18 protein-coding genes are annotated in these 22,282 nt (G+C 32.2%); 9 read left to right on the plus strand and 9 right to left on the minus strand.

Going from position 1 to position 22,282, the window contains the following annotated elements; genetic code table 11:
- Nucleotides 1-25 precede the first annotated feature (25 nt).
- A complete protein-coding gene (locus ACHZDT_RS12230) occupies nt 26-1,945 on the minus strand; it encodes a hypothetical protein (RefSeq protein ID WP_394774908.1) in 1,920 nt (639 codons plus the stop codon).
- Between the two features lie 53 nt (nt 1,946-1,998).
- Nucleotides 1,999-3,891, minus strand: coding sequence for a PQQ-binding-like beta-propeller repeat protein (locus tag ACHZDT_RS12235; protein ID WP_394774909.1), 1,893 nt, complete (start codon nt 3,889-3,891; stop codon nt 1,999-2,001).
- A gap of 451 nt (nt 3,892-4,342) precedes the next feature.
- On the opposite strand from ACHZDT_RS12235, the gene ACHZDT_RS12240 reads away from it, so the two are divergent.
- Nucleotides 4,343-5,140: a T9SS type A sorting domain-containing protein gene (locus ACHZDT_RS12240; protein ID WP_394774910.1), complete on the plus strand. Its 798-nt coding sequence runs from the start codon at nt 4,343-4,345 to the stop codon at nt 5,138-5,140.
- A gap of 80 nt (nt 5,141-5,220) precedes the next feature.
- Here the strand turns inward: ACHZDT_RS12240 and recO are convergent, their stop codons facing one another.
- The 3 genes from recO to gdhA form a co-directional block, all read right to left on the minus strand.
- A complete protein-coding gene (gene recO, locus ACHZDT_RS12245; RefSeq protein ID WP_394774911.1) occupies nt 5,221-5,934 on the minus strand; it encodes a DNA repair protein RecO in 714 nt (237 codons plus the stop codon).
- Between the two features lie 97 nt (nt 5,935-6,031).
- Nucleotides 6,032-8,314, minus strand: a complete 2,283-nt coding sequence (locus ACHZDT_RS12250; protein WP_394774912.1) for a T9SS type A sorting domain-containing protein — start codon at nt 8,312-8,314, stop codon at nt 6,032-6,034.
- A 131-nt stretch (nt 8,315-8,445) separates the two neighbouring features.
- Nucleotides 8,446-9,789, minus strand: a complete 1,344-nt coding sequence (gene gdhA / locus ACHZDT_RS12255) for an NADP-specific glutamate dehydrogenase (protein WP_394774913.1) — start codon at nt 9,787-9,789, stop codon at nt 8,446-8,448.
- Between the two features lie 324 nt (nt 9,790-10,113).
- Here gdhA and ACHZDT_RS12260 point away from each other — a divergent pair, with 324 nt between their 5' ends.
- The gene (locus ACHZDT_RS12260; protein WP_394774914.1) at nt 10,114-10,908 is read left to right on the plus strand and encodes a glutamate dehydrogenase; all 795 of its coding nucleotides are present in this window, start codon (nt 10,114-10,116) and stop codon (nt 10,906-10,908) included.
- Between the two features lie 82 nt (nt 10,909-10,990).
- On the opposite strand, the gene ACHZDT_RS12265 is transcribed toward ACHZDT_RS12260, so the two are convergent.
- Nucleotides 10,991-12,133: a cystathionine gamma-synthase gene (locus ACHZDT_RS12265; protein ID WP_394774915.1), complete on the minus strand. Its 1,143-nt coding sequence runs from the start codon at nt 12,131-12,133 to the stop codon at nt 10,991-10,993.
- A gap of 105 nt (nt 12,134-12,238) precedes the next feature.
- Here ACHZDT_RS12265 and ACHZDT_RS12270 point away from each other — a divergent pair, with 105 nt between their 5' ends.
- From ACHZDT_RS12270 to ACHZDT_RS12280, 3 genes are all read left to right on the plus strand, one after another.
- Entirely contained in the window at nt 12,239-12,982 is a 744-nt protein-coding gene (locus tag ACHZDT_RS12270; RefSeq protein WP_394774916.1) for a PdaC/SigV domain-containing protein, read from the plus strand.
- A 79-nt stretch (nt 12,983-13,061) separates the two neighbouring features.
- Nucleotides 13,062-13,538 (plus strand): DUF6932 family protein, encoded by a 477-nt coding sequence (locus ACHZDT_RS12275; RefSeq protein ID WP_394774917.1) that lies wholly within the window; start codon nt 13,062-13,064, stop codon nt 13,536-13,538.
- Between the two features lie 10 nt (nt 13,539-13,548).
- Nucleotides 13,549-13,857 (plus strand): hypothetical protein, encoded by a 309-nt coding sequence (locus tag ACHZDT_RS12280; RefSeq protein WP_394774918.1) that lies wholly within the window; start codon nt 13,549-13,551, stop codon nt 13,855-13,857.
- Nucleotides 13,858-13,960: 103 nt separating this feature from the next.
- Here ACHZDT_RS12280 and ACHZDT_RS12285 read toward each other — a convergent pair whose 3' ends face one another.
- From ACHZDT_RS12285 to ACHZDT_RS12295, 3 genes are all read right to left on the minus strand, one after another.
- Nucleotides 13,961-15,100: an ATP-binding protein gene (locus ACHZDT_RS12285; RefSeq protein ID WP_394774919.1), complete on the minus strand. Its 1,140-nt coding sequence runs from the start codon at nt 15,098-15,100 to the stop codon at nt 13,961-13,963.
- A 252-nt stretch (nt 15,101-15,352) separates the two neighbouring features.
- Nucleotides 15,353-16,105 carry an SDR family NAD(P)-dependent oxidoreductase gene (locus ACHZDT_RS12290; RefSeq protein ID WP_394774920.1) on the minus strand — a complete coding sequence of 251 codons (753 nt, stop codon included), beginning with the start codon at nt 16,103-16,105 and terminating at the stop codon, nt 15,353-15,355.
- 211 nt (nt 16,106-16,316) lie between these two features.
- A complete protein-coding gene (locus tag ACHZDT_RS12295) occupies nt 16,317-17,189 on the minus strand; it encodes an aldo/keto reductase family oxidoreductase (protein WP_394774921.1) in 873 nt (290 codons plus the stop codon).
- 223 nt (nt 17,190-17,412) lie between these two features.
- Between ACHZDT_RS12295 and ACHZDT_RS12300 the strand changes: the two genes are divergently transcribed.
- From ACHZDT_RS12300 to ACHZDT_RS12315, 4 genes are all read left to right on the plus strand, one after another.
- On the plus strand, nt 17,413-18,417 hold the full coding sequence (locus ACHZDT_RS12300) for an AAA family ATPase (RefSeq protein WP_394774922.1): 1,005 nt from the start codon (nt 17,413-17,415) through the stop codon (nt 18,415-18,417).
- Nucleotides 18,418-18,496: 79 nt separating this feature from the next.
- Nucleotides 18,497-19,360: a DUF58 domain-containing protein gene (locus ACHZDT_RS12305; protein WP_394774923.1), complete on the plus strand. Its 864-nt coding sequence runs from the start codon at nt 18,497-18,499 to the stop codon at nt 19,358-19,360.
- A 152-nt stretch (nt 19,361-19,512) separates the two neighbouring features.
- Nucleotides 19,513-21,144, plus strand: a complete 1,632-nt coding sequence (locus ACHZDT_RS12310; protein ID WP_394774924.1) for a hypothetical protein — start codon at nt 19,513-19,515, stop codon at nt 21,142-21,144.
- Entirely contained in the window at nt 21,144-22,145 is a 1,002-nt protein-coding gene (locus tag ACHZDT_RS12315) for a VWA domain-containing protein (RefSeq protein WP_394774925.1), read from the plus strand. Before ACHZDT_RS12310 ends, ACHZDT_RS12315 begins: the two co-directional genes overlap by 1 nt.
- Nucleotides 22,146-22,282: the final 137 nt, after the last annotated feature.

Consider the following 22,282-nt stretch of genomic DNA (forward strand, 5'->3'; position numbering starts at 1 on the left):
TTCTTCTTTTTTTAAAGATAAAAGACTATTTAAATCCTCCGAAATAAACTTCTTTCATAAAAATTCTATTCCCAAAAAGAGGATTAATTTCTACTTTTTCACGGATTTCCTGATATTGGGTTTCTCCGTTAAAATCTTCGATTTCATAATTTATCTTATGCGGAATTTTACCTGAATTTAATGCTGCAACCGGACGATAATCGCCAAAAAGCCTTTTCTCGAAAAAACTTTTATTACCATTATCAAATTCTGTTTTTTCGGTAGAAACTATATTAAAATTCTCTTTGTCGATAAAAACATGATAATCAGTTTTAGGAATTGTTCTGTTACCTGAACTCAACGTTTTTTCAAAATAATTTAAATGGTAACACAATCTTCCTTCGTACATTTCATCTTCTAAAACTTCAAAATTATTCCATAAGTCAAGCCTTAGATCCGTTAGAAAGTTTACCAAATCGACATTCTTAGACAAATTTGTATAATCGTAAGTTGATGATTTAGCCCATTTAGCATTTAGACCACTTTCGCGATCATCATGAGTCCAGGATTCTGCGCCGTTTACAATTTCATAATAGCTTTCGGGCATTTTTTTCCTAAGAAGATAATTCGTGTTTGTTGCCCATTTTTCTTCTGTTTGAGGCACTTTATTTCCCTCTATAGAAAGTTTAGAAATTAAATGTGCTTTTTCGACTTTTTTTAAGGTCTGGCTTCCGCCTAAATTATCCACTACTTTAGCCAGCAAATTTGCGTTAAGCTGATATGGTATAGAATCAAGCATATTATATCTTTGTAATTTTGCTTTTTCTAATTTTACTTCACGGTTCGATTTCTCAATTTCCCATTCTGCATCCTGCTGTTCTATTTTCTCAAAAAAAGCTAATCTCAATTCTTCTTTTTCTTCGGCAATTTTAACTCCTAATTTTTTAAGATCAGCAAAGCGGGAAGTATGACTTCTTATTTTTTTATCTGCAAAATAGCCATTATTCACTCTTTTGACAATCGAAGATCCTCTGGAATCCTGCTTATCATTTTCAACAAGCAAATTGGCATACATTAATGCTTTTTCTTTGTTTTCGAGCATGAAATAGGTTTCTGCCAAATTGTTTGTTACGATAAACCGAATATTTTCGTTTGCGGGCGAAAGTGGATATTTAACCAGTAAGCTTTCAAGATATTGCAAATGTGGCGTTAACAGCTTTTCATCCAGACCTTTTTCCAGCGTTACTTTATCCATCTGAGCTGTAATTTCGTTCTCAAATGCTAACATCTGATTGTATTCAGAATGTCCTTTTGAGGTTACGAACTCAAATCTTTCTTTAGATTCATCAATAGTATAACCCAATTTATAATTTAGATAATTCTGAATTCTATTAACCGAACTATAAATTACATGATCTATACCTAATTCTTCGGCAGAATAATCATTGTTTTTTTCGGCTTGTGCACTTCTTTTATTACTTAATTCTACAGCAACTTTCACATTGCCTTTCTCGTAGGAACCTCCAACTATACTTGATTCAATACTATTAAAATCCTGGGTAAATAAAACTTTCTCACCACACTTAGCATCAACTTTTATTCTTACGTCATAATTAGAATAAACCTGAAATTGCCAGCTATTTCTTTTTTTATCAAAGGTACTATCTACTTTTGTTGCATTAAATTTAGGCAATGCAATAGTTAAGTAAATTTTTAATTTTCCGTTTGCAGGATCTTTTATAAAACCATCTATATTAAAATAATTTTTCTTTAAAATAATTTCCTCTTGTATCAGCTCTTTATCCATTTGATAAAAAGTAGTTTGCGTTAAAACATTATCAAGAACCGGAAACTCAGAATATTTAATTGTTGGGATGTAAAATTTCTTCTTTTTTGAGCTTATTTTTTCTTGTGCCTGAATTGAGGTAATTGCAAGCAAAACAATAAAGAGTAAAGTTTTTTTCATAGGCAAAAAAAAAGCCATCAGAAAAAATCCTGATGGCCTTTATGTGTTTATTATTATTTTTTATTGAAAATTTGAATAGATTTATCAGACACATAAAAAATATTTTGTGTTGCAGGATCTATTTCGTAAACCGGTTTATTGTTATTGAAAATAATTTTATCAACTTCAACTCCGTCAACTTTATTCACTTTTACAAGAACTTTTTCTCCCGTGTCAGCTTTTGCAAAGATATAAGAGTAATCTCTATTTTGTTTCATTGCATTAAAACGAGAATTAAATTTAGCCGCTACCATTCCTAATGCTGCTGAAGCTCCTGCCATATTTTTAGCCTGATTCATTTTTGATTTATCTTCTTCTTTAATAACAGTAGATCTCATGTTTCCGCTAGAATCACGGTATGTCATTGTTAATTCAGAAGCGTTTACCGCAGTTACTGCAGAACCAACACTTAAACCAATACTTCCTGCAATTGCAGCACTTTTAATTAAGCGTCTTGTTCCTTCACCTGGTTGTGTGTATACGTGGTGGTATTTTATAGTTCCATCTAAATTAACTCCCATAACCTCAACTGGTCCTGAAAGCACAACTCCCCAAGGAAACAATTCGATGCTGTTTAATTCTTTTTCTTTTTTGATGTTTACTTTAGCAAAAGGTTCTGGTTTGTCGCTGATGCTTGGATCAAATTTGTATAATTTCTCATCATTATAAACTAAATAAGAGTTTGTAGCTTCATCATAAGTTGGTAAAACCGGACGATCTTTATCAAACTGAATGTTACGTTTCCAAAGTTTTACTCCTGTTTTATAATCTACCATGTTTCCGTAAGTTCCTGTTAAGTACATTACTTTTTCACCTACTTTTCCTAAGTAGTAAATAGGATCTTCTTTATCATCAGAAATTTCAATGAATTTTTTCCAAAGTTTTTCTCCGTCTTTATTGATTAGCATCATTTCGTTTTCAGCAACGTATAAAAAATCCTGATCAATTGGGATTACTCTTTTCAAACCATCTCCACGAGCATCTTTTTTCCAGATTTTTTCTCCTGTTTTTAAGTCAAAAAAGTTAAAGCCGCTATAATGAGCTACTAATATTTTTGTTCCCCAATCTTCAAGATAAACAACTCTTTTTGTTTTGATAGATTCTTTCCAGATACTTTTTCCTGTTTCTGTATTCAAAACATTCAAATATTGTTTATTTGAAAAAGTTCCAGTGTTATTCACTACAACAATATTTTTATCGTTTTGAGTTAAAAAGAATTTTGAATAATCTTCTTCTCCTTTCCAGTTTAACTTTCCTGTCGCTCTGTCAAAAGAATATAATTTTCCATACAGTAAATAGTAAATTACTGATCCGTGTACTGTAGCAACATTTGTATTTACAGATTCTTTGAAAGAAAAACTAAATAATGATTTTGCTTTGTCTACAGTAGTATTCCATTTTAATTCTCCCGTTTTCATATCTAATAAAGCGATTGCCATATCTCCGTCTTGTTTCAAAGTAAGCAAATACTCATTTGTCTCCGGAATAAAATCTGATTGTGTTACCCAAAAAGATTCTTTTGATGAATTGTAAACCACTTTACCAGTATCAGTATTAATGATAATGTACTTGCTATTGATGTAAGCTTCAACATAAGGACTTCCGGCAACGCTTGTTAAACTACTTTTATCTGCAAAAAGTTTTGTAAGATCGGTGTCGCCTATGATATCCACTGCTGATTTACCTCCAAAATCATCTTTGGTCAATGTCCAGACAATTTTTTTAGTTTCAGGATCCAAACCTTTTACAGTTCCCCCTTCCTTAAAAACAACAATTCCTGTAATTTCGTTTTGTACTAAATCCTGTACGGCATTCTCTGTGTTAACTATCTCGTCATATTTCCTTTGGGAAATAGCCGAAACGCTAACTAATAAAAGTAAAATAATAGAAAATGTAATTTTCTTCATAGTCGTTTTCTTTAAAAAAATTAATAATTAAGCTGGGGATTTTTGTATTGAGTTAACTTATTAAAATAATAATTATGAAAATTTTAATAAAAATTCACTGCGCAAATATATAAAAATAGCATTCAGTTTATAAAAATATTTCTTACTGAAATATGCGTCATATAACTTTGTTAAATACCTCTAAATGAAAACCATAACAATAAACAAAAACATAAAAAAAATCTGACTTTTATTGATTTTGAAAACTTGGTATAAAATTTTAAATTAAGTCAATTAGTGCGCCATCTTTCATTAGAACATTTAAAAAATCATAAAAACTTACCCCTTTTTATTAAAAACCCAATCAAACCCCACATACCAACAATCTTACTAAAAATTAACATTCAAGCTACTTTTCTTGTTAATTATAAAAATTATTATTGTAGTTTTAGCCCAACTTTTAAAACAAATTATGAAAACAAAATTACTTTTTTTAGCCTTATTTAGTATAGGCTTAGCTCAAAGTCAAAACCTTCTTCAAAACGGTAGTTTTGAGCAATTTACGGCTGGCGTTCCCACTTCATGGACTATTACAGCAGGAACAACATTACAAGAAACCACTACATTTAACCACGGTTCTTCCAGTTTAAATGCTACACCTGTAAGTGCTCTTCCGTCACTTCCTACCATTTTGATTTCGCAAGATTTCACCCTGAACGACACAGACACTTACACTTTAAAATTTGATTACTTTATTCCGGGAAATAGTTTAACTAATTACATTAGCGGTATTACATACGAATTGATTTTAAACAATTCAGCTGAAGCTTTTTTCTTTCCTCCTAATTTCACTCCCGCCACAATTACTTATGGCACATGGAAAACTGTAACCTTTGATTTTAAACTACTATTACTAAGAGCACCGGCAACTTCAGCAAGTCTTAAACTTAATCTTAGAGCGGGTCTTGACATAGATTTTCCGGATCATCACGTATATTTCGACAATGTTGTTATAGCTAGAAAAAGTTCATTATCAAATGTTGATTTTACAAAAAAAAGCACACCAATTGTATCTGTATCTAAAGATGAAATAGTATTAAACAACGATTATAAAAATTCGTCGTATGTAATTTATTCTACGGATGGAAAAGCAGTAAAAAGAGTTAATAAAAATTCTTCTGAAAGTATTGAAATTTCAGGATTAGCTACAGGAGTTTACTTTTTAAAATTAGAAAATGTAAGCACATCTGTAAAATTTGTAAAACAATAATCTACAATTTTACTTTAATAAGATAAAGCGTGGCAGAATTTAGATTCAGCCACGCTTTTATTATTTAAGAAATATAATCCCTAAGAAAATATTTCTTTCAGCACATCTAAAGATTTTGGTCCCTTAAATCCATCTAAATGAAAGCTATAATAATCAATCAGGATCTTCAATAGAATCTGTCTTTCGGTCACATTAAAAACTTTTTGAGCATTGTCAAACCTCAAATCAATTAGTTTTTTAAAGAGGTTTGTTTCATGTTCTGTAAGAGCGCTTAAGCCATGAAAAAGCGTAAAAACTCCATCGTTCATCTCAAAATAAGGCAAATCAACATCTGAAACATCAGGATAAAAACCCAGGTACTTTGTAATCTCTAAAAGTAATATCAAATGAAAATTAGAAATTTCATCATGATGATCGAGCCACGTTAAAGCGGTTTCTAAAAAAACGAAAAGAGATTCGTTCTTTTCTTCTTCCTGAATTGAATAATGAAGCATTTCAGATAAAAACATTACCATTGTGCTTTTTATAATATCAGTATGAATGCTTTGAAATGGAATTGCAATTTTTATTTCCTTGAAATTCTCTAAAGTGCCTTTGTTTTTATGAACAGCTTCGATTTCAAGAATTGATAAAGGCTGAAAATAAGCAATTTTCTGACTGGCTTTTCTGCTCGAAAAAGCATCGCGCACAAAATAAGATTTCAAACCGTTTGAAAGTGTAAAACATTTTACAATCAAACTCTTTTCCTGAAATTTTAATGATGAGATTACTATTGCTTTGGTTTTGACTAACAAAATTAGATTTTAAATTTTAGATTTTTTTTGAAAACTAAAAACTGATTGCTATATGCTTAGTTTAAAAGTACCGAAAACCGCGACTGAGACTAAAACTCTAACGAATAATCATCACTTTTTTTACTTTAGTTTCACTTCCGTCCTGAGCCGAAATAAAAACCATATATACGCCTGATGCGACTTTGTATCGTCCAAAAGCGGTTGTATCCCATTCTATAGTTCCGCCTTCTGAAGTTGTTTCATATACAAGATTTCCTTCTATATCAGTAATTTTAATATTCGCTTTATCAATTAATCCGGCAACTTTTACAGTTCCTGAGTAATTTGGTCGCACAGGATTTGGATAAATATAGGCGTTATTTAAATTTTCATTCGCATCTGTTGCAATTCCGTTAAACGAAACCATTCCTTTATTTGTTGCAATAAAAACCTGCCCAGTTGCGCTATTGATTTTGATATCGTTGACAACATTACTTGGCAAAGGCGAATTATTGATCGTAAAATGATATTTAGTTTCCTGACCATTAGGTGACACCATAAAAACTCCTGCATCAACAGTACCAATCCATTTATTATTAGCTCCGTCTACAACAATTGAAGTTATAAATTGCTCGTATAACAATTCCTGAGCTAAATTATCCTCGATTATAATAATTGGATTTGCTTTTAACTGGGTTTCGGTTTGAAAATTTCCAACATTCGACAAAACTCTTAATCCTTTAGTTGTCCCAATCCATAATTGATTTTTGTTATCAACAGCAACAGATCTCACATTGACAATTGGCAAATTCCCTGTGTCAACACCAAAAGTCATTTTTTTAAATGTGTTGGTACTTTCATTAAAACCAATTACTCCGTTTCTATCCGTCGCCATCCATTTTGTGTTATTTTTATCAATCGCAATATCAGTATAATTAACAGCTTCGGCATCATCAAGAATTGTTGTCATAGAATAGCTTTGCCATTGTCCGTTTGTTTTCAAAACTTTCAAACCCTTTTTTATCCTGCTGTTTGTTACCCATAGATTTCCTGATTTATCAAACGCAGTTCCGTTAATACGAACGTCAATATAATCCGGACCTAAAAAAGATATCGATTCTAAACCGCTATTTTTTTCATTATACAAAATCGTTGGCACATCTTGTTCCAACTTTAATAAGCCTGAAAAAAAAGAACTTGCATACACTTGCTTTTCATTATTAGGGTTCACAATAATTTTAGTAATTGATTTTGCCCCAAAAACATTTTCATACGGAATATTCAACCAGCCTGAAGTGCTGTATTTACTGATTCCGAAACTATCCAACGGATATGGATTATAAAAAATATCATAATCTCCATAAACTGCCCAAAGGGAATTGGGAGTAACATCGATAGAAAAAATATTATTGCCTATTGGTCCAGCTGGCGTATTATTTTCAAAACTTGACGAATTTGACAACGTTGACGAAAACAATCCTTTATCTTTTGTACCTATATATAATAAATCACCAATGGCAGTTGCACAGGTAAAAGTTAACGTATTATTTAAAACCTGTGTATTTGCAATCTGACGGTTTAAAACCATTTGATTATTATAAACAAAAACGGTGGTTGGCGTTGTTATAAACAATTTACTATTTACAACGCGCATATCTATAGATGCTTGCGGAAGTTGTAAAAAACCAACAAATGTATTTGAATTATAACGATGAATATATCCTCCGGTATTTATTGCGATAAGTTCTGTATCTAAAGTTTCTATACTTGACCAATTTCCGGGATTTACTAAAAGCCATTGGTTAAAATCAATCAGATTTGCATTTGTGCTGTTTGCTTTTCTGATTCCGTTTGAAGTGGCTGCGAAAATAAATCCATTAAAATATGCGGTTTGTTTTACGCTAATTTCTGATCCGTTATCTCCAATAAAATAAGTATCTCCAAATTGAGACGTCGCTAAATTGAATTGTACAATTCCAAAATCACAGGAAACATAAACCAAACCGTTATGTTCCATAAAATGATTAATTCTTTTAAGATTCGTAGGCAATTGTTTATTGATAATATCTACAACTTTCAAAATACTGCCGTCCGTTTCATTGACCACGGTCATCAATCCGTTTTCGTAACCAATTATAGTTTTCTTAAATCCTTCGCTATGATATACAGCCGAAATAGTCTGTCCGGAAAGTCCATCAATAGTAGTTGTGGTTTTGATAACATTTGTGGCTGCATTTTTAGAGAACAAAGCATTCTCTGAAGCTGCAAAAACTGTTGTCGAAGATTGTGAAATATCTTTTATTTCGTTAAACGAAAAATAACCTTGCCAGGACAATTTATTCTGAGCGAAACTAAATTGAACCACCATTAAAAATAAAATATACAGAAAACTTCTCTTCATTATTTGATATATTCGGATAGACAAATATACTACAAACGTGGTTATTTGAATTTTGTTCTTTAGAAATAAAAAAATGCCTTCAATTATCTTTAAAAAGACAAATGAAGGCATCTTAAAATTGCAATTAAAATTTATACTACACCCTGAGCAAGCATAGCATCAGCAACTTTAACGAATCCTGCAATGTTAGCTCCTTTTACGTAGTTTACATAACCATCTTCTCCAGCACCGTATTTTTTACATTGGTTGTGAATTCCAACCATAATATCTTTTAATCTTAAATCAACTTCTTCGCTTGTCCAGTTTAAACGAATTGAGTTTTGTGTCATTTCTAAACCAGATGCAGCAACTCCTCCGGCATTTGCAGCTTTTCCCGGAGCAAAAAGTACTTTATGATCTAAAAACAATTTGATAGCATCAAGAGTCGAAGGCATATTTGCAGCTTCAGTAACACATAAAACGCCATTATCAATTAGTTTTTGAGCATCTTCTCCAGTCAATTCATTTTGAGTCGCACATGGAATAGCAATATCAACTTTTACTTCCCAAGGGCTTTTTCCTTTATGAAAAACAGCATTTGGATATTTCTTAGTATAAAGCTCAGCTCTATTATCTCCGGTTGCTCTCATTTCAACCATATGCTCAATTTTTTCACCAGAAATACCTTCTTCATCATAAATATAACCATCAGGACCAGAAATAGTAACTAATTTTCCGCCTAATTCATTTATTTTTAAAGCTACTCCCCAGGCTACATTTCCAAATCCTGAAATTGCAACTCTTTTACCTTTTATCTCATGTCCGATTGTACGAAGCATTTGATCTGTAAAATAAACAACACCATATCCTGTAGCTTCCGGTCTGATTAATGAACCTCCATAAGCAAGACCTTTTCCGGTCAATACTCCTGTAAATTCATTTCTAATTCTTTTATACTGACCAAATAAATAACCAATCTCTCTTGCTCCAACACCAATATCTCCAGCAGGAACATCAAGGTCCGGACCAATATGACGGCATAATTCAGTCATAAAAGATTGACAGAAACGCATGATTTCTCCATCAGATTTACCTTCAGGATCAAAATCAGAACCTCCTTTTCCACCACCCATTGGTAATGTTGTTAAACTATTTTTGAAAACCTGTTCGAAAGCCAGGAATTTTAGAACAGATAAATTTACAGTATGATGAAATCTGATTCCACCTTTGTATGGTCCAATCGCTGAATTCATCTGAATTCTGAAACCTCTGTTCACAATTATTTCTCCTGCATCATTAACCCATGGAACTCTAAAAATTATAGATCTTTCAGGTTCTGCTATTCTCAGAAGTAGATTTTTTCCATCGTACTTTTTTCTTTCGGCGATAAATGGAATTACCGTTTCTGCAAATTCTCTAACGGCTTGAAGAAATTCCGGCTCGTTTGGATTTTTTGACTCCACAAGAGCCATAAATTCATTTATTTTTTGTTCCATTTTTAAATAAATTATTCAATAAATAGGTTATAAAATTTTAATCATTTAAACAAGAAAATACGTTTTAAGAAAACGTTTTCGTAATGACACGCAAAGGTAAAACAAAACTATCATGGTTTGTGATTTTTTTTCGTTTTTGAAACAAAATTGTGTAATTTTCAAACAATCTTAAAAATACAATTTAACACTTCTTCTTTTGTATCAAAGACCTTACTTAAAGTTAAGAAATTAAGTGTTTTGTTACTAATTTTTTAATACATGAATTTAATATTTTGATTAAACCATGTTTTTTATATATTTGCGTAGATTTGTAAGCCCAAAAACATGTTTAAACCTATAATACTCACGATAGTTGCCTTTTTCGGCATCTCTAATATTGCTGTAGCTCAAAGTGACTTAGCACAAGAAGTAGGAATAATATTCGGTCCCACAACTTTTCAATCTGATTATGGTGAAAGAAATAACTTTGACACTAATGTTGGAAATAATGGATTTGGTATCGGAATTGTTCACTTTATAAACTTTTCTGCTAATAATAACCGAGAAAGTTTTTTTACAGAACATTTTAAAGTTAGATCTGAACTATCTTTTAATCATACCAAATTAGAACATTTTGGCGAATGGGTTGAAAATGAGAAAAGAAAAAATCTCGTACAACACCTTAGAGCAATGCATGCTACTTCTACTTTAGTAAATCTTGGAGCTCAATTAGAATTTTCTCCTTTTATGAAGATTCATGATTTCGAAAATACAGTAGGAAGTTTTAGCCCTTATGTAAGTTTAGGTTTTCAGGTAAGTTATTACTCTACTAAAGTGAGTTCAAGATTAGGTCAATTAGGATTGCCTTTAACGACTTATCCAAAATACCTAACTCCTTCTGACGGTCGTCAATTTGGTTTCTCAAGTGAAAACGGAGTAGTTTTATCAGCAACGGTAGGCGTAGGAGTACATTACAAATTAACAACAATGAGCGATTTAATGTTTGAAGTACGTTACCAGGGATATAATTCTGACTGGGTTGACGGTTTAAATCCAAACAAAGATCTTTATAAAGAAAATAAATCAAACGATTCACAAGTTTGGTTCAACGCAGGATATATTTATTATTTAGAATTTTAAAGAATCCCAAAATATAAAAAATCCCAAATTCCACAATAATTAAAATTGGAATTTGGGATTTTTTATTTTAGAATTTAATCTTCTATTCTAATGCTTGCTCAATATCTGCGATTAAATCTTCAGCATCTTCGATACCGACGCTTAATCGAACTAAGTCATCTGTAATACCAACTTCTGCTCTTTTATCTGCCGGAATAGAAGCGTGTGTCATCAAAGCCGGATGATTTGCTAATGATTCAACTCCACCTAAAGATTCTGCCAAAGTAAAAACTTTTAGTTTCTCTAAGAACGCAATAGAATCTTCTTTTTTACCAGATTTAAAAGTAAAAGAAACCATTCCGCCAAAAGCTTTCATTTGCTTTTTAGCAATTTCATGAAACGGATGGCTTTTTAAACCTGGATAATAAACTGTATTTATTTTTGGATGGTTGCTTAAATATTCTACCACTTTTTCGCCGTTTTCACAATGTCTCTGAACTCTTAATGAAAGTGTTTTGATTCCTCTTAAAACCAGGAAGCTATCCATTGGTCCAAGTGTCGCTCCGGTTGCAAATTGTTGAAAATGCAATTGCTCGCCCAAAGCTTCATCTTTTACAATCAAAGCTCCGGCAATAACATCAGAATGTCCGCCTAAATATTTTGTAGCAGAATGCATAACAATATCAGCGCCTAAATCAAGAGGTTTTTGTAAATATGGTGTTGCAAAAGTATTATCAACAGCAAATAGAATTTTATGATCTTTTGTGATTTTTGCAATTTCCTGAATATCTGCCAATTTCATTAACGGATTTGTTGGAGTTTCAACCCAAATCAGTTTTGTATTTTCGTTGATTAATGATTTCAATTTCTCAATATCCGTCATATCTACAAAATGAAATTTAATTCCGGAATCTTTATAAATTCTGGAAAACATTCTGTAAGTTCCACCGTATAAATCATCCATTGCAATGATTTCATCTCCCGCTTTAAACGATCTCAAAACACAATCTGTCGCTGCTAAACCAGATGAAAAAGCTAATCCGCGAGTTCCATTTTCAATACTTGCCAAAGCATTTTCTAAAGCAGTACGAGTTGGGTTCGACGCTCTGCTATACTCATAATCCGCCAAAGGTTTTCCCGGACTTGTTTGTATAAAAGTTGAAGTTTGATATACCGGAGGCATAACAGCTCCTGTACTTGGATCATGATGCTGACCTCCATGTATTACTTTAGTATTGAATTTCATATAATTACAAATTTTAAATGCTTAAATGTGCTACAAATTTACCGTTTAATTTATTTTAATCCCGAAACAACTTCTTACCTTTATAATAAATTAACACTTTTTGACATGAAACATTCTATTTTTTTAGCCTTTTTGGTTCTAACTTTTGTAAGTTGCAACAAAGAGCTTTCATTTGACAATGAGACATTTGAAAAAGAATCAACCATTCCCTGCGAAAAAGATTGCCCTAAAATTACTATCGATATTCCTATTGCAAAAAATATTGCTATCGTAAAAGACAGCATCAACAAAAAAGTATTTTCGGTTATAAAAGAGATTGTTTATTTTGAAGAAGATCCATCAAAAGCAAAAGATTACAAAACATTAGCTGAATCCTTTATTGCATCTTATGAAGAAATGCACAAAAAATTTCCCACCGGAACTTTTGGCTGGGAAGCTAAAGTAAAAGGAAACGTCGAATTTGAATCTCATCAGATAATCAATATAAAAATTGATCATTATACTTTTACCGGTGGCGCTCACGGATATCAGGGCTTTCGTTCCTTATTGTTTCATCCTAAAACCGGAAAAACAATTTTTACAGATGAAGTCTTCAAAAACAAAAAAAAGTTTATGGCTTTCGCCGAAAAAGAATTCAGAAAGAAATACAAAATCCCTGAAAAATCAAATATCAACGCAACAGGTTTAATGTTTGAAAACGACAAATTTCAATTGCCTCAGAATATTTTTTATACTACAGAAGGTTTGCTTCTCTATTACAACTCATACGAAGCAGCTTCGTATGCTGATGGTTCAAAAGAAATCTTGTTTCCGTATTCTAAAATCGGGAAGTATTTAAAATATCAATAGTTAACAAGTAACACAAGTTTCACAAGACATAAATAGAAGGATTTTTCGTACATTTGAAATTTAATACTAATCTTTAATTATGTTAACCTTTAATCATTCTGGATTACTAGTACCAGACAATAAAATTAATTCAACAATTCAAGAGCTGGAAAATGAATTTGTATTAAAAATTCCTTCAATTAAAAGAAAAGAAATTTTTGAAGCTTATGTTAAATATAATGATGATTTCAAAAAAGTCTGTAAATTAGAGCAATTGCACCAATGGATTAATGGTTCATATGTTACTAAGAAGAAGAATCCGGGTGATATTGATTTGGTTACATTTCTAGATCATAATTTAGTTCATGAATTAGGTTCAAAATTAGATAATTTTAAATATCCAAACTCAGAAATTATTTATGGCGTTGATGCATATATTATTCAAGTGTATCCTGAGAATCATATAAATAATTTTAGATATGTAAGTGATAAAGCATATTGGTTGGATCGATTTACAAAAACAAGACGAATTCGAGGAAATAGGTTATCAAAAGGCTTTTTGGAAATAAAAATTTAATTTACAACAAATGAAAGATAACAAATTATATCATATTTTAGATTTAATAGAGGAAATAGATAAAGTTGACAAAATGCTTGTCCTTCATAAAGACTCGGATTCTGATTTAATGTCAAGCCAATATAAAAATCAAAAATTAAAACTAAGTAATTATTTAGTTAAAGAACTTTTGACTAATAGCGACAACAGAACGGAAGTTATGTACATCATTAAACTTTTTATAGAGAAATTCTACAATAACGAAATGAGCCATTTGCAATTTGAGGAAAATGATAACTTAAAAAAGATCGAAGACGTATTTATTGAAAATTACGCCTAGTAAATCTCCATCTAGAGCTTTTATAATTCAAGAAAACCTAAAAAACTTTGTGTTAGACACACTGCTGTGCGCCTCTACGATTAACGTTTATGAAAAACCTTTTTCAAACAACATCATACTTCATCTTTCTTAAAATCCTCAACGATTCTTTAAACGACAAATAGATATTCGTAAAAGGTTTTAAAAGCAATTTAGCGTCAATTAATTTTTGTTTGGCATCGTCAAAACCATTCAAATAACAAATCATAAAAGTAGAAGGAAGATTTTCGAGGTCTTTTAATTCCCGTTCAGACAAAGTAATCCCTTTATGCAGTTTTTGAAGCAGTGCCGTATTCGCATTATAAATATGATATAACATTTTCCGATTAAATTCAGGAGGCTGAAAAAGCATTTGCCGTTCAATTTTGTAATATCCGTTATCAAAAAAATGAAGCGTTTGTTGTTCTAAAGGATAATAACTTGTTTTGTCATTTAATCCCAGCGAAACATATTCGGTTATTGTAAAACTATCGTCGTCAAAAACTATGGTAACAACATCCTGAGCCGAATAAAAAAGTTTAATATGTTCGTTTATCAATTCAATATCAACACGGGATAAAAATGTTTTATCACGGGATTTATGAGGAACTCCCGCCCAGCAAATCACAAATAATTCTTTAAAAACATGATATTTAGGCGCCATATCTTTGTGCCTGAAATTCATAAAATCAATTACGCCATCAAGAGTATATTGAATACTGTTTCGGGAACTATTTTCAATCCCGATTACGGTTTCTGTATTCTGGAAGTTTTTTTCGATTTCGCCTTCAACAGGAACCGAGTTACTGCCACGACGAATAAAAACACTATTAGCAGGAGTTGTGTGGATTCCTTTTTTGAAATACGATATTTTGCTTTTGGGCTTAATAGTAACCAATCCTACAACTTTATCTTTTGGAAGATTCGGAAACGGTACATTTTCATATTGAATCTTAGGCGGATTTTCTAAAAAAGCATTTACCAGATTTTGGATTCGGCTATCGTCAAAGAAGTCATCACCAACAATTTCGTTATCCTGATCTTCGACTCCAACCACGATATAAGAATTATTGGTTGGGTTTGAATTTGATAACGCACAAATGTGTTTTAAAAACTTTCCTTTACCTTCACGTGAATGCAGGTTCAACTGCCTTTTTTTATCATAAAAACTGCTCTCATCATTATGAGCGAGTAAATTTTTTATTAAAAGGCGCTTGTTGATCATTGTTTAATTTTTTTCTGCCACGAATTGCACTAATTCTCACTAATTTTATTTCTCAAATACTTAAAATAAAGCCGGCGGAGCATAATATTTATAGTAATTCATACATCAACGAAGCAAAGCTCCAGCGGAGCGATATCTCAATATTGATTATAAAACATTTCACCCCGATGGATTTGATGCTTAATAAATTAAAAATCACTATAAACATATCGTCCCGATGAGACTTTATAAGATAATCCTAAAAATAATATTTTAATCTCTCTTAACAATCGTCGATGAAGCTTGCGCCGTACTCATAACCATTAAATCGGCAATGTTTACATGATATGGTCTTGAAACTACAAAATGGATAATATCTGCAATATCTTCTGCTTGCAACGGATCAAATCCTTTGTAAACATTTGAAGCTCTGTCAGTATCACCTTTAAAACGGACTTCGCTAAATTCTGTAGCAACCATTCCGGGATGAATTGCTCCAACTCTGATTCCAAATGGATTCAGGTCAATTCGCATTCCTGCTGTAATAGCATCAACTGCATGTTTTGTTCCGCAATACACATTCCCGTTAGGATACACTTCTTTGGCAGCTGTTGAACCAATATTGATAATATGTCCCGATTTTCTTTCGGTCATTTTCGGAATTATCGCTTTCGAAACATACAAAAGTCCTTTAACATTAATATCAATCATCGCATCCCAATCGTCTAAATCTCCCGTTTGAATTGGATCTAAGCCATGTGCATTTCCTGCATTATTGATTAAAATATCAATTGTAGAAAATTCGGCAGGAAGAGAATCAATATTTTCCAGAACATCCTTTTTATCACGAACATCAAAAGACAAAGAATAAACTTCGGTAAAAGCCGAAAGCTCTTTTTCAAGTTCTTCTAAACGGTCTTTTCGTCTTCCGCAAAGGATAACTTTATAGTTATTTTTGGCCATTAACTGCGCAGTTGCTTTTCCAATTCCGCTTGTAGCACCAGTAATTAAAACTGTTTTTTTCATTCTTGTTTTCTTTATTTTTTACCACAGATTAAAAGGATAATGATTTTTTATCTCCATAATCTGCTAAATCTGCGAGAGGAGTTTTTTCACGCAGATTTAGCAGATCCGGCAGATTTTAATCAGTGAAAGCCCTTTAATCTTAGGCAAATATTTTTAATTTTTAAGATCCTGTTTAACTGAATACATTAAATTGAACACTGACTACTATTTTTTAAGCCACATCATCGCCCATACTTTCTGTCCAGATTGCGAACCAATCTTCTTTATCCATTTCCAGTTCAACAGCTTTCATAAGTGATTGAATTCTGGCAACGTTTACTGTTCCTGCAATTGGAATTATTCCAGACGGATGTTTCAAAATCCAGGCAAGCAAGATTGTATCTGACCCGAAACCATATTTTTTAACTAATTCTGAAAGCAGTTTTTTCAAACGGCGTGTTTGTTTCGTATCTTCTCTAAAAACAGTTCCAAGCGGATTCCATGACAACGGGCAAATGCCATGTGTTTGCATATAATCAAAACTTCCGTCAACCATTGGTTCAAAATTTGTTGCCGAAAATTGTACCTGATTATAACTTACTTCTGTTTTCTGACGAATTAATTCGGTTTGAGAACTCGTGAAATTTGAAAGTCCGAAATCAATAATTTTTCCTTCTGCTTTTAATTTCTCAACCGCTTCTGCAATTTCATCGGCTTGCATTAAAGGACTTGGCCTGTGCAATAAAAAAACATCAACATAATCTGTTTTCAGTTTTTTTAATGATTCTTCAACAGACCAAATTATATAATCTTTAGAATAATCGTAATGTTTAATTGTGTTGTTACGGCCTTCAGCAATTAATTGAATTCCGCATTTTGTGATTAATTGTAATTTTTCGCGTGAAATTTTGCTGGCATGAAATGCTTTTCCAAAATCAGCTTCTGTGGTATAAGATCCGTAAATGTCTGCGTGATCAAAAGTTGTAATTTTGTTTTCGATACAAATTTGTATCATGTTTTCCATTTCTTTTGGCGTAAGGTTTTTATCCCAGACACCCCAATTCATAGTACCCGAAATTATGGGCGATAATGTTGTTTTACTCATGGTTGTATTGCGTTATTTTTGGTAATAAATATGCTTTTCTGAAGCATAATCACCAAAGTTCTTAAAAATATAAAAATAGATTCACAATTAGTCCTTAAAATTAGGTCGTTGGTCGAAGTTTTAACCATTCTTTAACATCTTACTTCTCAAAAAATATTCAATTTGCACTCTCAAAAGTAAGGCATAAAAATCAACGTTTTAAAAAGGTTTTAAAAATATTTATATGGAAGAAAATACAACGACTTTAGACATTAGAGCGATAAATGAAAAAATTGAAAGAGAAAGTGCTTTTATAGACCTTCTTACAATGGAAATGAACAAAGTTATTGTGGGCCAGAAACATATGGTCGAGCGTTTGTTAATTGGACTTTTGGGACAAGGGCATATTTTGCTTGAAGGTGTTCCGGGATTAGCCAAAACTTTAGCGATAAATACGTTGTCGCAAGCGGTTCAGGGTTCGTTCAGCCGTATCCAGTTTACTCCCGACTTATTACCTGCCGATGTTGTTGGAACGATGATTTATAATATCAAGGCAAACGAATTTTCGATAAAAAAAGGCCCAATCTTCGCTAATTTCGTCCTTGCGGATGAGATTAACCGTGCTCCGGCAAAAGTACAATCGGCACTTTTAGAGGCGATGCAGGAAAAACAAGTAACAATTGGCGACACCACTTTTAAACTTGATCGTCCGTTTTTAGTATTGGCAACTCAAAATCCTGTTGAGCAGGAAGGAACATACCAACTTCCGGAAGCGCAAGTCGATCGTTTTATGCTAAAAACTGTAATTGATTATCCAAAAATGGACGAAGAACGCTTAGTAATTCGTCAAAACTTAAAAGGATCTTACGAAAAAGTAAACGCTGTAGTTTCTGTAGAGCAAATTTTACGTGCTCAGGAAGCTGTTCGTGAAGTTTACATGGATGAAAAAATCGAAAAATATATTTTAGATATCATATTTGCTACTCGTTACCCGGAGAAATACAAACTTGCGGAGTTAAAACCTCTTATTAGTTTTGGAGCGTCACCACGTGGAAGCATCAATTTAGCCGTTGCGGCAAAATGTTATGCCTTTATCAAACGTCGTGGATATGTAATACCCGAAGACGTTCGTGCAGTTGTACATGATGTTCTACGTCACAGAGTTGGGATAACATATGAGGCTGAAGCCGAAAATATTACTTCTGTAGACATAATCAACAAAATCGTAAACGAGATTGAAGTACCTTAAAAATTTGTTTAATGTTTCAAGTTTCAGGTTGTCGTAAAGCAACCTGAAACTTGAAACTTTTAAACTTTAAACAAATAAAATGGATACAAAAGAGCTTTTAAAAAAAGTACGGAAAATAGAAATCAAAACCAAAAGATTGAGCAATCATATCTTTTCGGGTGAATACCACTCTTCATTTAAAGGGCGCGGGATGACTTTTAGTGAAGTACGTCAATACCAATATGGCGATGACATTCGTAACATCGATTGGAATGTAACTGCACGCTACAATGAAGCCCACGTAAAAGTTTTTGAAGAAGAACGCGAATTAACCATGATGTTAATGGTCGATATTTCGGGTTCAGAAGGTTTTGGTTCAAAAAGTCAATTCAAGAAAGACATCGTCACCGAAATTGCGGCAACGATGGCTTTTTCGGCTACACAAAATAATGATAAAATTGGTTTAATATTATTCTCTGACAATGTAGAGTTGTATATTCCACCAAAAAAAGGGCGTTCACACGTTTTGAGAATTATTCGTGAATTAATCGAATTCGAACCAAAAAGTCAAAAAACAGATGTTGGAGCAGCTTTAAAATTTTTATCAGGAACTCAGAAAAAGAAAGCAATCGTTTTTGTAATTTCCGATTTCATGTCTGAAAATTATGAGCAAACATTAAAAATTGCTTCTAAAAAACACGATATTACCGGAGTTCGAGTATATGACATTCGCGAAGAAAAAATCCCAAATTTAGGAATGGTTACAATGCTTGATGCTGAAACTGGAAAAATTCAATTAGTTGATACAGGATCAAAAACAGTGCGAATGAATTACGAAAAACATTATCATGAAAGGGTAAATTATTTCAAGGAAATTTTTAGTAAATCCGGAGCCGGTGTTGTAAGCACAAGAGTTGACGAAAATTATGTGACTAAATTGCTTGGATATTTCAAATCAAGATAATGATTTAAGAATTTAGATTTCTTAGATCTTTAAAGTATTAGATTTTAAAAAACATCGATATCCAAAAAAATAAAATCCGCTTAAATCCGCGTCATCCGCGTGCCATATTTAAGCATTCATTTTAGAATAAAATCTGAAATTAAAAAAATCAAATGAAATTAAAGTTTTACATCTTTTTATTTTTACTTTCCTCGGCTGTTTTTGCACAACAAAAACAGATTGAGACGAGCATTGATACTACAAAAAATAAAATTGGAGCCGAATTTAAGTTAACGCTTAAAACGGTTGTCAGCTCAAAATCTAAAGTTGTTTTTCCTAAACAAAAAAGCTTTGGTGCACTTGAAGTAATTCAGTCATATCCAATCGATACTGTTAAAAAAAATGACACTTACGAATTAATCAAAAAATATGGCTTAACGCAATTTGATTCCGGAAAATATGTAATTCCAAGTGTTACGATTTTGATTGATAAAAAACCGTATTTCTCAGATTCTATCCGTGTAGAAGTTGCCAGCGTAAAAGTAGATACTTTACAACAAAAAATGTACGACATTAAAGATATTACCGCAGATGACAATGGCATTGGAGATTGGTGGAAATACATTTTGGCTTTAGTAATTATTCTTGGAATTGGCGCTTTTGTATATTGGTTCATTAAAAAACGTCAGCAGAAAAAAATTGAAGAAGAAGTTTATAAAACTCCTATCGAAAAAGCGACAAGTTTATTAAATAATCTGGAGCAAAAAGAACTTTGGCAAAAAGGTGAAATCAAAGAATACTATAGTGAACTGACCGATATCGCCCGTAATTATATTGAAGAAGCCATTCATATTCCAGCAATGGAAAGCACAACATCTGAATTGATTCTGGCGATTAGAAATGCTTCGACTAAGAAAAAAATGGCATTAACTCCTGAAACGGTTGAAAATTTAGAACGCGTTTTACGTCAGGCGGATTTAGTGAAATTTGCAAAATCTAAACCTTTAGAATTTGAAATTACCGAAGATCGAAATAAAATTCAAAAAGTAATTTTAACATTAGATAACGCAATTCCAACTGAAGTTCCGGATGAAGAAGATCAGTTATTGAATGAAGCGCAAAAACAGAAACAGATAAAATTACAATTATTAAAAAAACGTAATAAACGTATTGCAATAGCAGTTGGAACAGTTTTGTTTTTAATAATTGCAACAACCGGATTCTTTATCGCTACAAAAGGTTTCAAATATGTTAAGGATAATGTATTAGGAAATGCTTCGAAAGAATTATTAGAAGGCGAATGGGTAAAAAGTGAATACGGAAATCCTGGCGTTGTAATTGAAACTCCACAGGTTCTAAAACGAATGGATACTCAAAAAGTACTTCCAAAAGAAACGATGGCTTTAATCAAAGAAATGCAACTTTTTACTTACGGAAGTATGGTTGACAATTTCTTTGTAACCGTGTCGACAAGTAAGTTTAAAAACCCTACTGATATTGATTTAGCAAAAGCTTTAGAAGGTTCTCTAAAAGTTATTGAATCTCAGGGCGGACAAAATATCATTGTAAAACAAGAAGATTTTCAAACGAGTCAAGGTATTCAGGGAGTAAAAGGATATGGGACAATGACAATTTTAAACCCAATTGATAAAACAAGTACAAAGGCTTATTATGAACTTTTATTGTTCAAACAAGATCAGGGATTACAGCAAATATTGATTGTACACGAAGAAGGCGACACATACGCCAATGATATTACGACAAGAATTTTAAATTCTGTTGAACTTAGAAAAGCGAGCAACTAATGAATAAGATAACTTTTTTAAATCCAGAATTTTTTTGGTTGTTTCTATTAATTCCAATTGCCATTGCATGGTTTTTTTGGAAACGCAATCAACAATCGGCTACTTTAAAGATGAGCTCAACTCAGGGTTTCAAAAACAGCGAATCGTTGTTGACCAGATTAAAACCTTGCTTGTATGTTTTTAGAGTTATTGGTTTAAGTTCTTTAATCGTTGCATTAGCAAGACCAAGAACCGTTGATATTAGCAGTCAGACTAAAACCACGAAAGGAATTGACATTGTTTTGGCAATTGACGTTTCAGGAAGTATGCTTGCAAAAGATTTAAAGCCAAACCGTATGGAAGCTTTAAAAAGAGTTGCAGCAGATTTTGTTGGAGAAAGACCGAATGACAGAGTGGGACTGGTTTTATACGCTTCTGAAGCTTATACAAAAACACCGGTTACAAGTGATAAAGCCATTATTCTTGAAGCCATAAAAGGAATTAAATACGATACGGCTTTACAAGACGGAACCGGAATTGGGATGGGACTTGCAACCGCCGTAAACCGTTTAAAAAATAGTAAAGCTAAAAGCAGGGTTATTATTTTAATGACCGATGGTGTTAATAATGCCGGTTTTATTGAACCGGAGACAGCATCAGACATTGCAAAACAATACGGAATAAAAGTATATACAATTGGTATTGGAACAAACGGAATGGCAGCATCGCCATACGCATACGCACCAAATGGAGGGTTTTTATTCAAAATGCAAAAAGTTGAAATCGACGAACGATTAATGAAAAGTATCGCCCGTAAAACCGATGGAACTTATTTTAGAGCAACAAGTAATGATAAATTAGCCGAAATATACAATTCGATTAATAAATTAGAAACTACTGAAATCCAGGAATTAAAATTCTATGATTATGACGAAAAATACAGAAGTTTTGTTTTACTCGCAGCCTTTTTATTATTGTTAGAAGTTGGTTTAAGAAATACAGTTTACAGAAGCTTTATTTGATTTTTCAAATCAAAAAATTTCAAATTTTTAAATTCCAAATTCCAAAATGGAATATTAAAGTTTAAAAAAAATAAATTGGAATTAGAAATTTAAATTAGCTTTTAGACAAACAACAAAATTGGAATTTGGAATTTCTT

Source organism: Flavobacterium sp. (genome assembly GCF_043722275.1).
GTDB lineage: Bacteria > Bacteroidota > Bacteroidia > Flavobacteriales > Flavobacteriaceae > Flavobacterium.

What these genes read in the sequence shown, in the direction of transcription:
- ACHZDT_RS12250 (WP_394774912.1), bottom strand. Translation starts at nt 8,314, where the DNA reads ATGAAGAGAAGTTTTCTGTATATTTTATTTTTAATGGTGGTTCAATTT.
- ACHZDT_RS12275 (WP_394774917.1), top strand. Translation starts at nt 13,062, where the DNA reads ATGTTAACCTTTAATCATTCTGGATTACTAGTACCAGACAATAAAATT.
- ACHZDT_RS12285 (WP_394774919.1), bottom strand. Translation starts at nt 15,100, where the DNA reads ATGATCAACAAGCGCCTTTTAATAAAAAATTTACTCGCTCATAATGAT.
- ACHZDT_RS12315 (WP_394774925.1), top strand. Translation starts at nt 21,144, where the DNA reads ATGAATAAGATAACTTTTTTAAATCCAGAATTTTTTTGGTTGTTTCTA.
- ACHZDT_RS12260 (WP_394774914.1), top strand. Translation starts at nt 10,114, where the DNA reads ATGTTTAAACCTATAATACTCACGATAGTTGCCTTTTTCGGCATCTCT.
- ACHZDT_RS12240 (WP_394774910.1), top strand. Translation starts at nt 4,343, where the DNA reads ATGAAAACAAAATTACTTTTTTTAGCCTTATTTAGTATAGGCTTAGCT.
- ACHZDT_RS12305 (WP_394774923.1), top strand. Translation starts at nt 18,497, where the DNA reads ATGGATACAAAAGAGCTTTTAAAAAAAGTACGGAAAATAGAAATCAAA.
- ACHZDT_RS12230 (WP_394774908.1), bottom strand. Translation starts at nt 1,945, where the DNA reads ATGAAAAAAACTTTACTCTTTATTGTTTTGCTTGCAATTACCTCAATT.
- ACHZDT_RS12295 (WP_394774921.1), bottom strand. Translation starts at nt 17,189, where the DNA reads ATGAGTAAAACAACATTATCGCCCATAATTTCGGGTACTATGAATTGG.
- ACHZDT_RS12310 (WP_394774924.1), top strand. Translation starts at nt 19,513, where the DNA reads ATGAAATTAAAGTTTTACATCTTTTTATTTTTACTTTCCTCGGCTGTT.
- ACHZDT_RS12265 (WP_394774915.1), bottom strand. Translation starts at nt 12,133, where the DNA reads ATGAAATTCAATACTAAAGTAATACATGGAGGTCAGCATCATGATCCA.
- gdhA (WP_394774913.1), bottom strand. Translation starts at nt 9,789, where the DNA reads ATGGAACAAAAAATAAATGAATTTATGGCTCTTGTGGAGTCAAAAAAT.
- ACHZDT_RS12300 (WP_394774922.1), top strand. Translation starts at nt 17,413, where the DNA reads ATGGAAGAAAATACAACGACTTTAGACATTAGAGCGATAAATGAAAAA.
- ACHZDT_RS12270 (WP_394774916.1), top strand. Translation starts at nt 12,239, where the DNA reads ATGAAACATTCTATTTTTTTAGCCTTTTTGGTTCTAACTTTTGTAAGT.
- ACHZDT_RS12280 (WP_394774918.1), top strand. Translation starts at nt 13,549, where the DNA reads ATGAAAGATAACAAATTATATCATATTTTAGATTTAATAGAGGAAATA.
- ACHZDT_RS12235 (WP_394774909.1), bottom strand. Translation starts at nt 3,891, where the DNA reads ATGAAGAAAATTACATTTTCTATTATTTTACTTTTATTAGTTAGCGTT.
- ACHZDT_RS12290 (WP_394774920.1), bottom strand. Translation starts at nt 16,105, where the DNA reads ATGAAAAAAACAGTTTTAATTACTGGTGCTACAAGCGGAATTGGAAAA.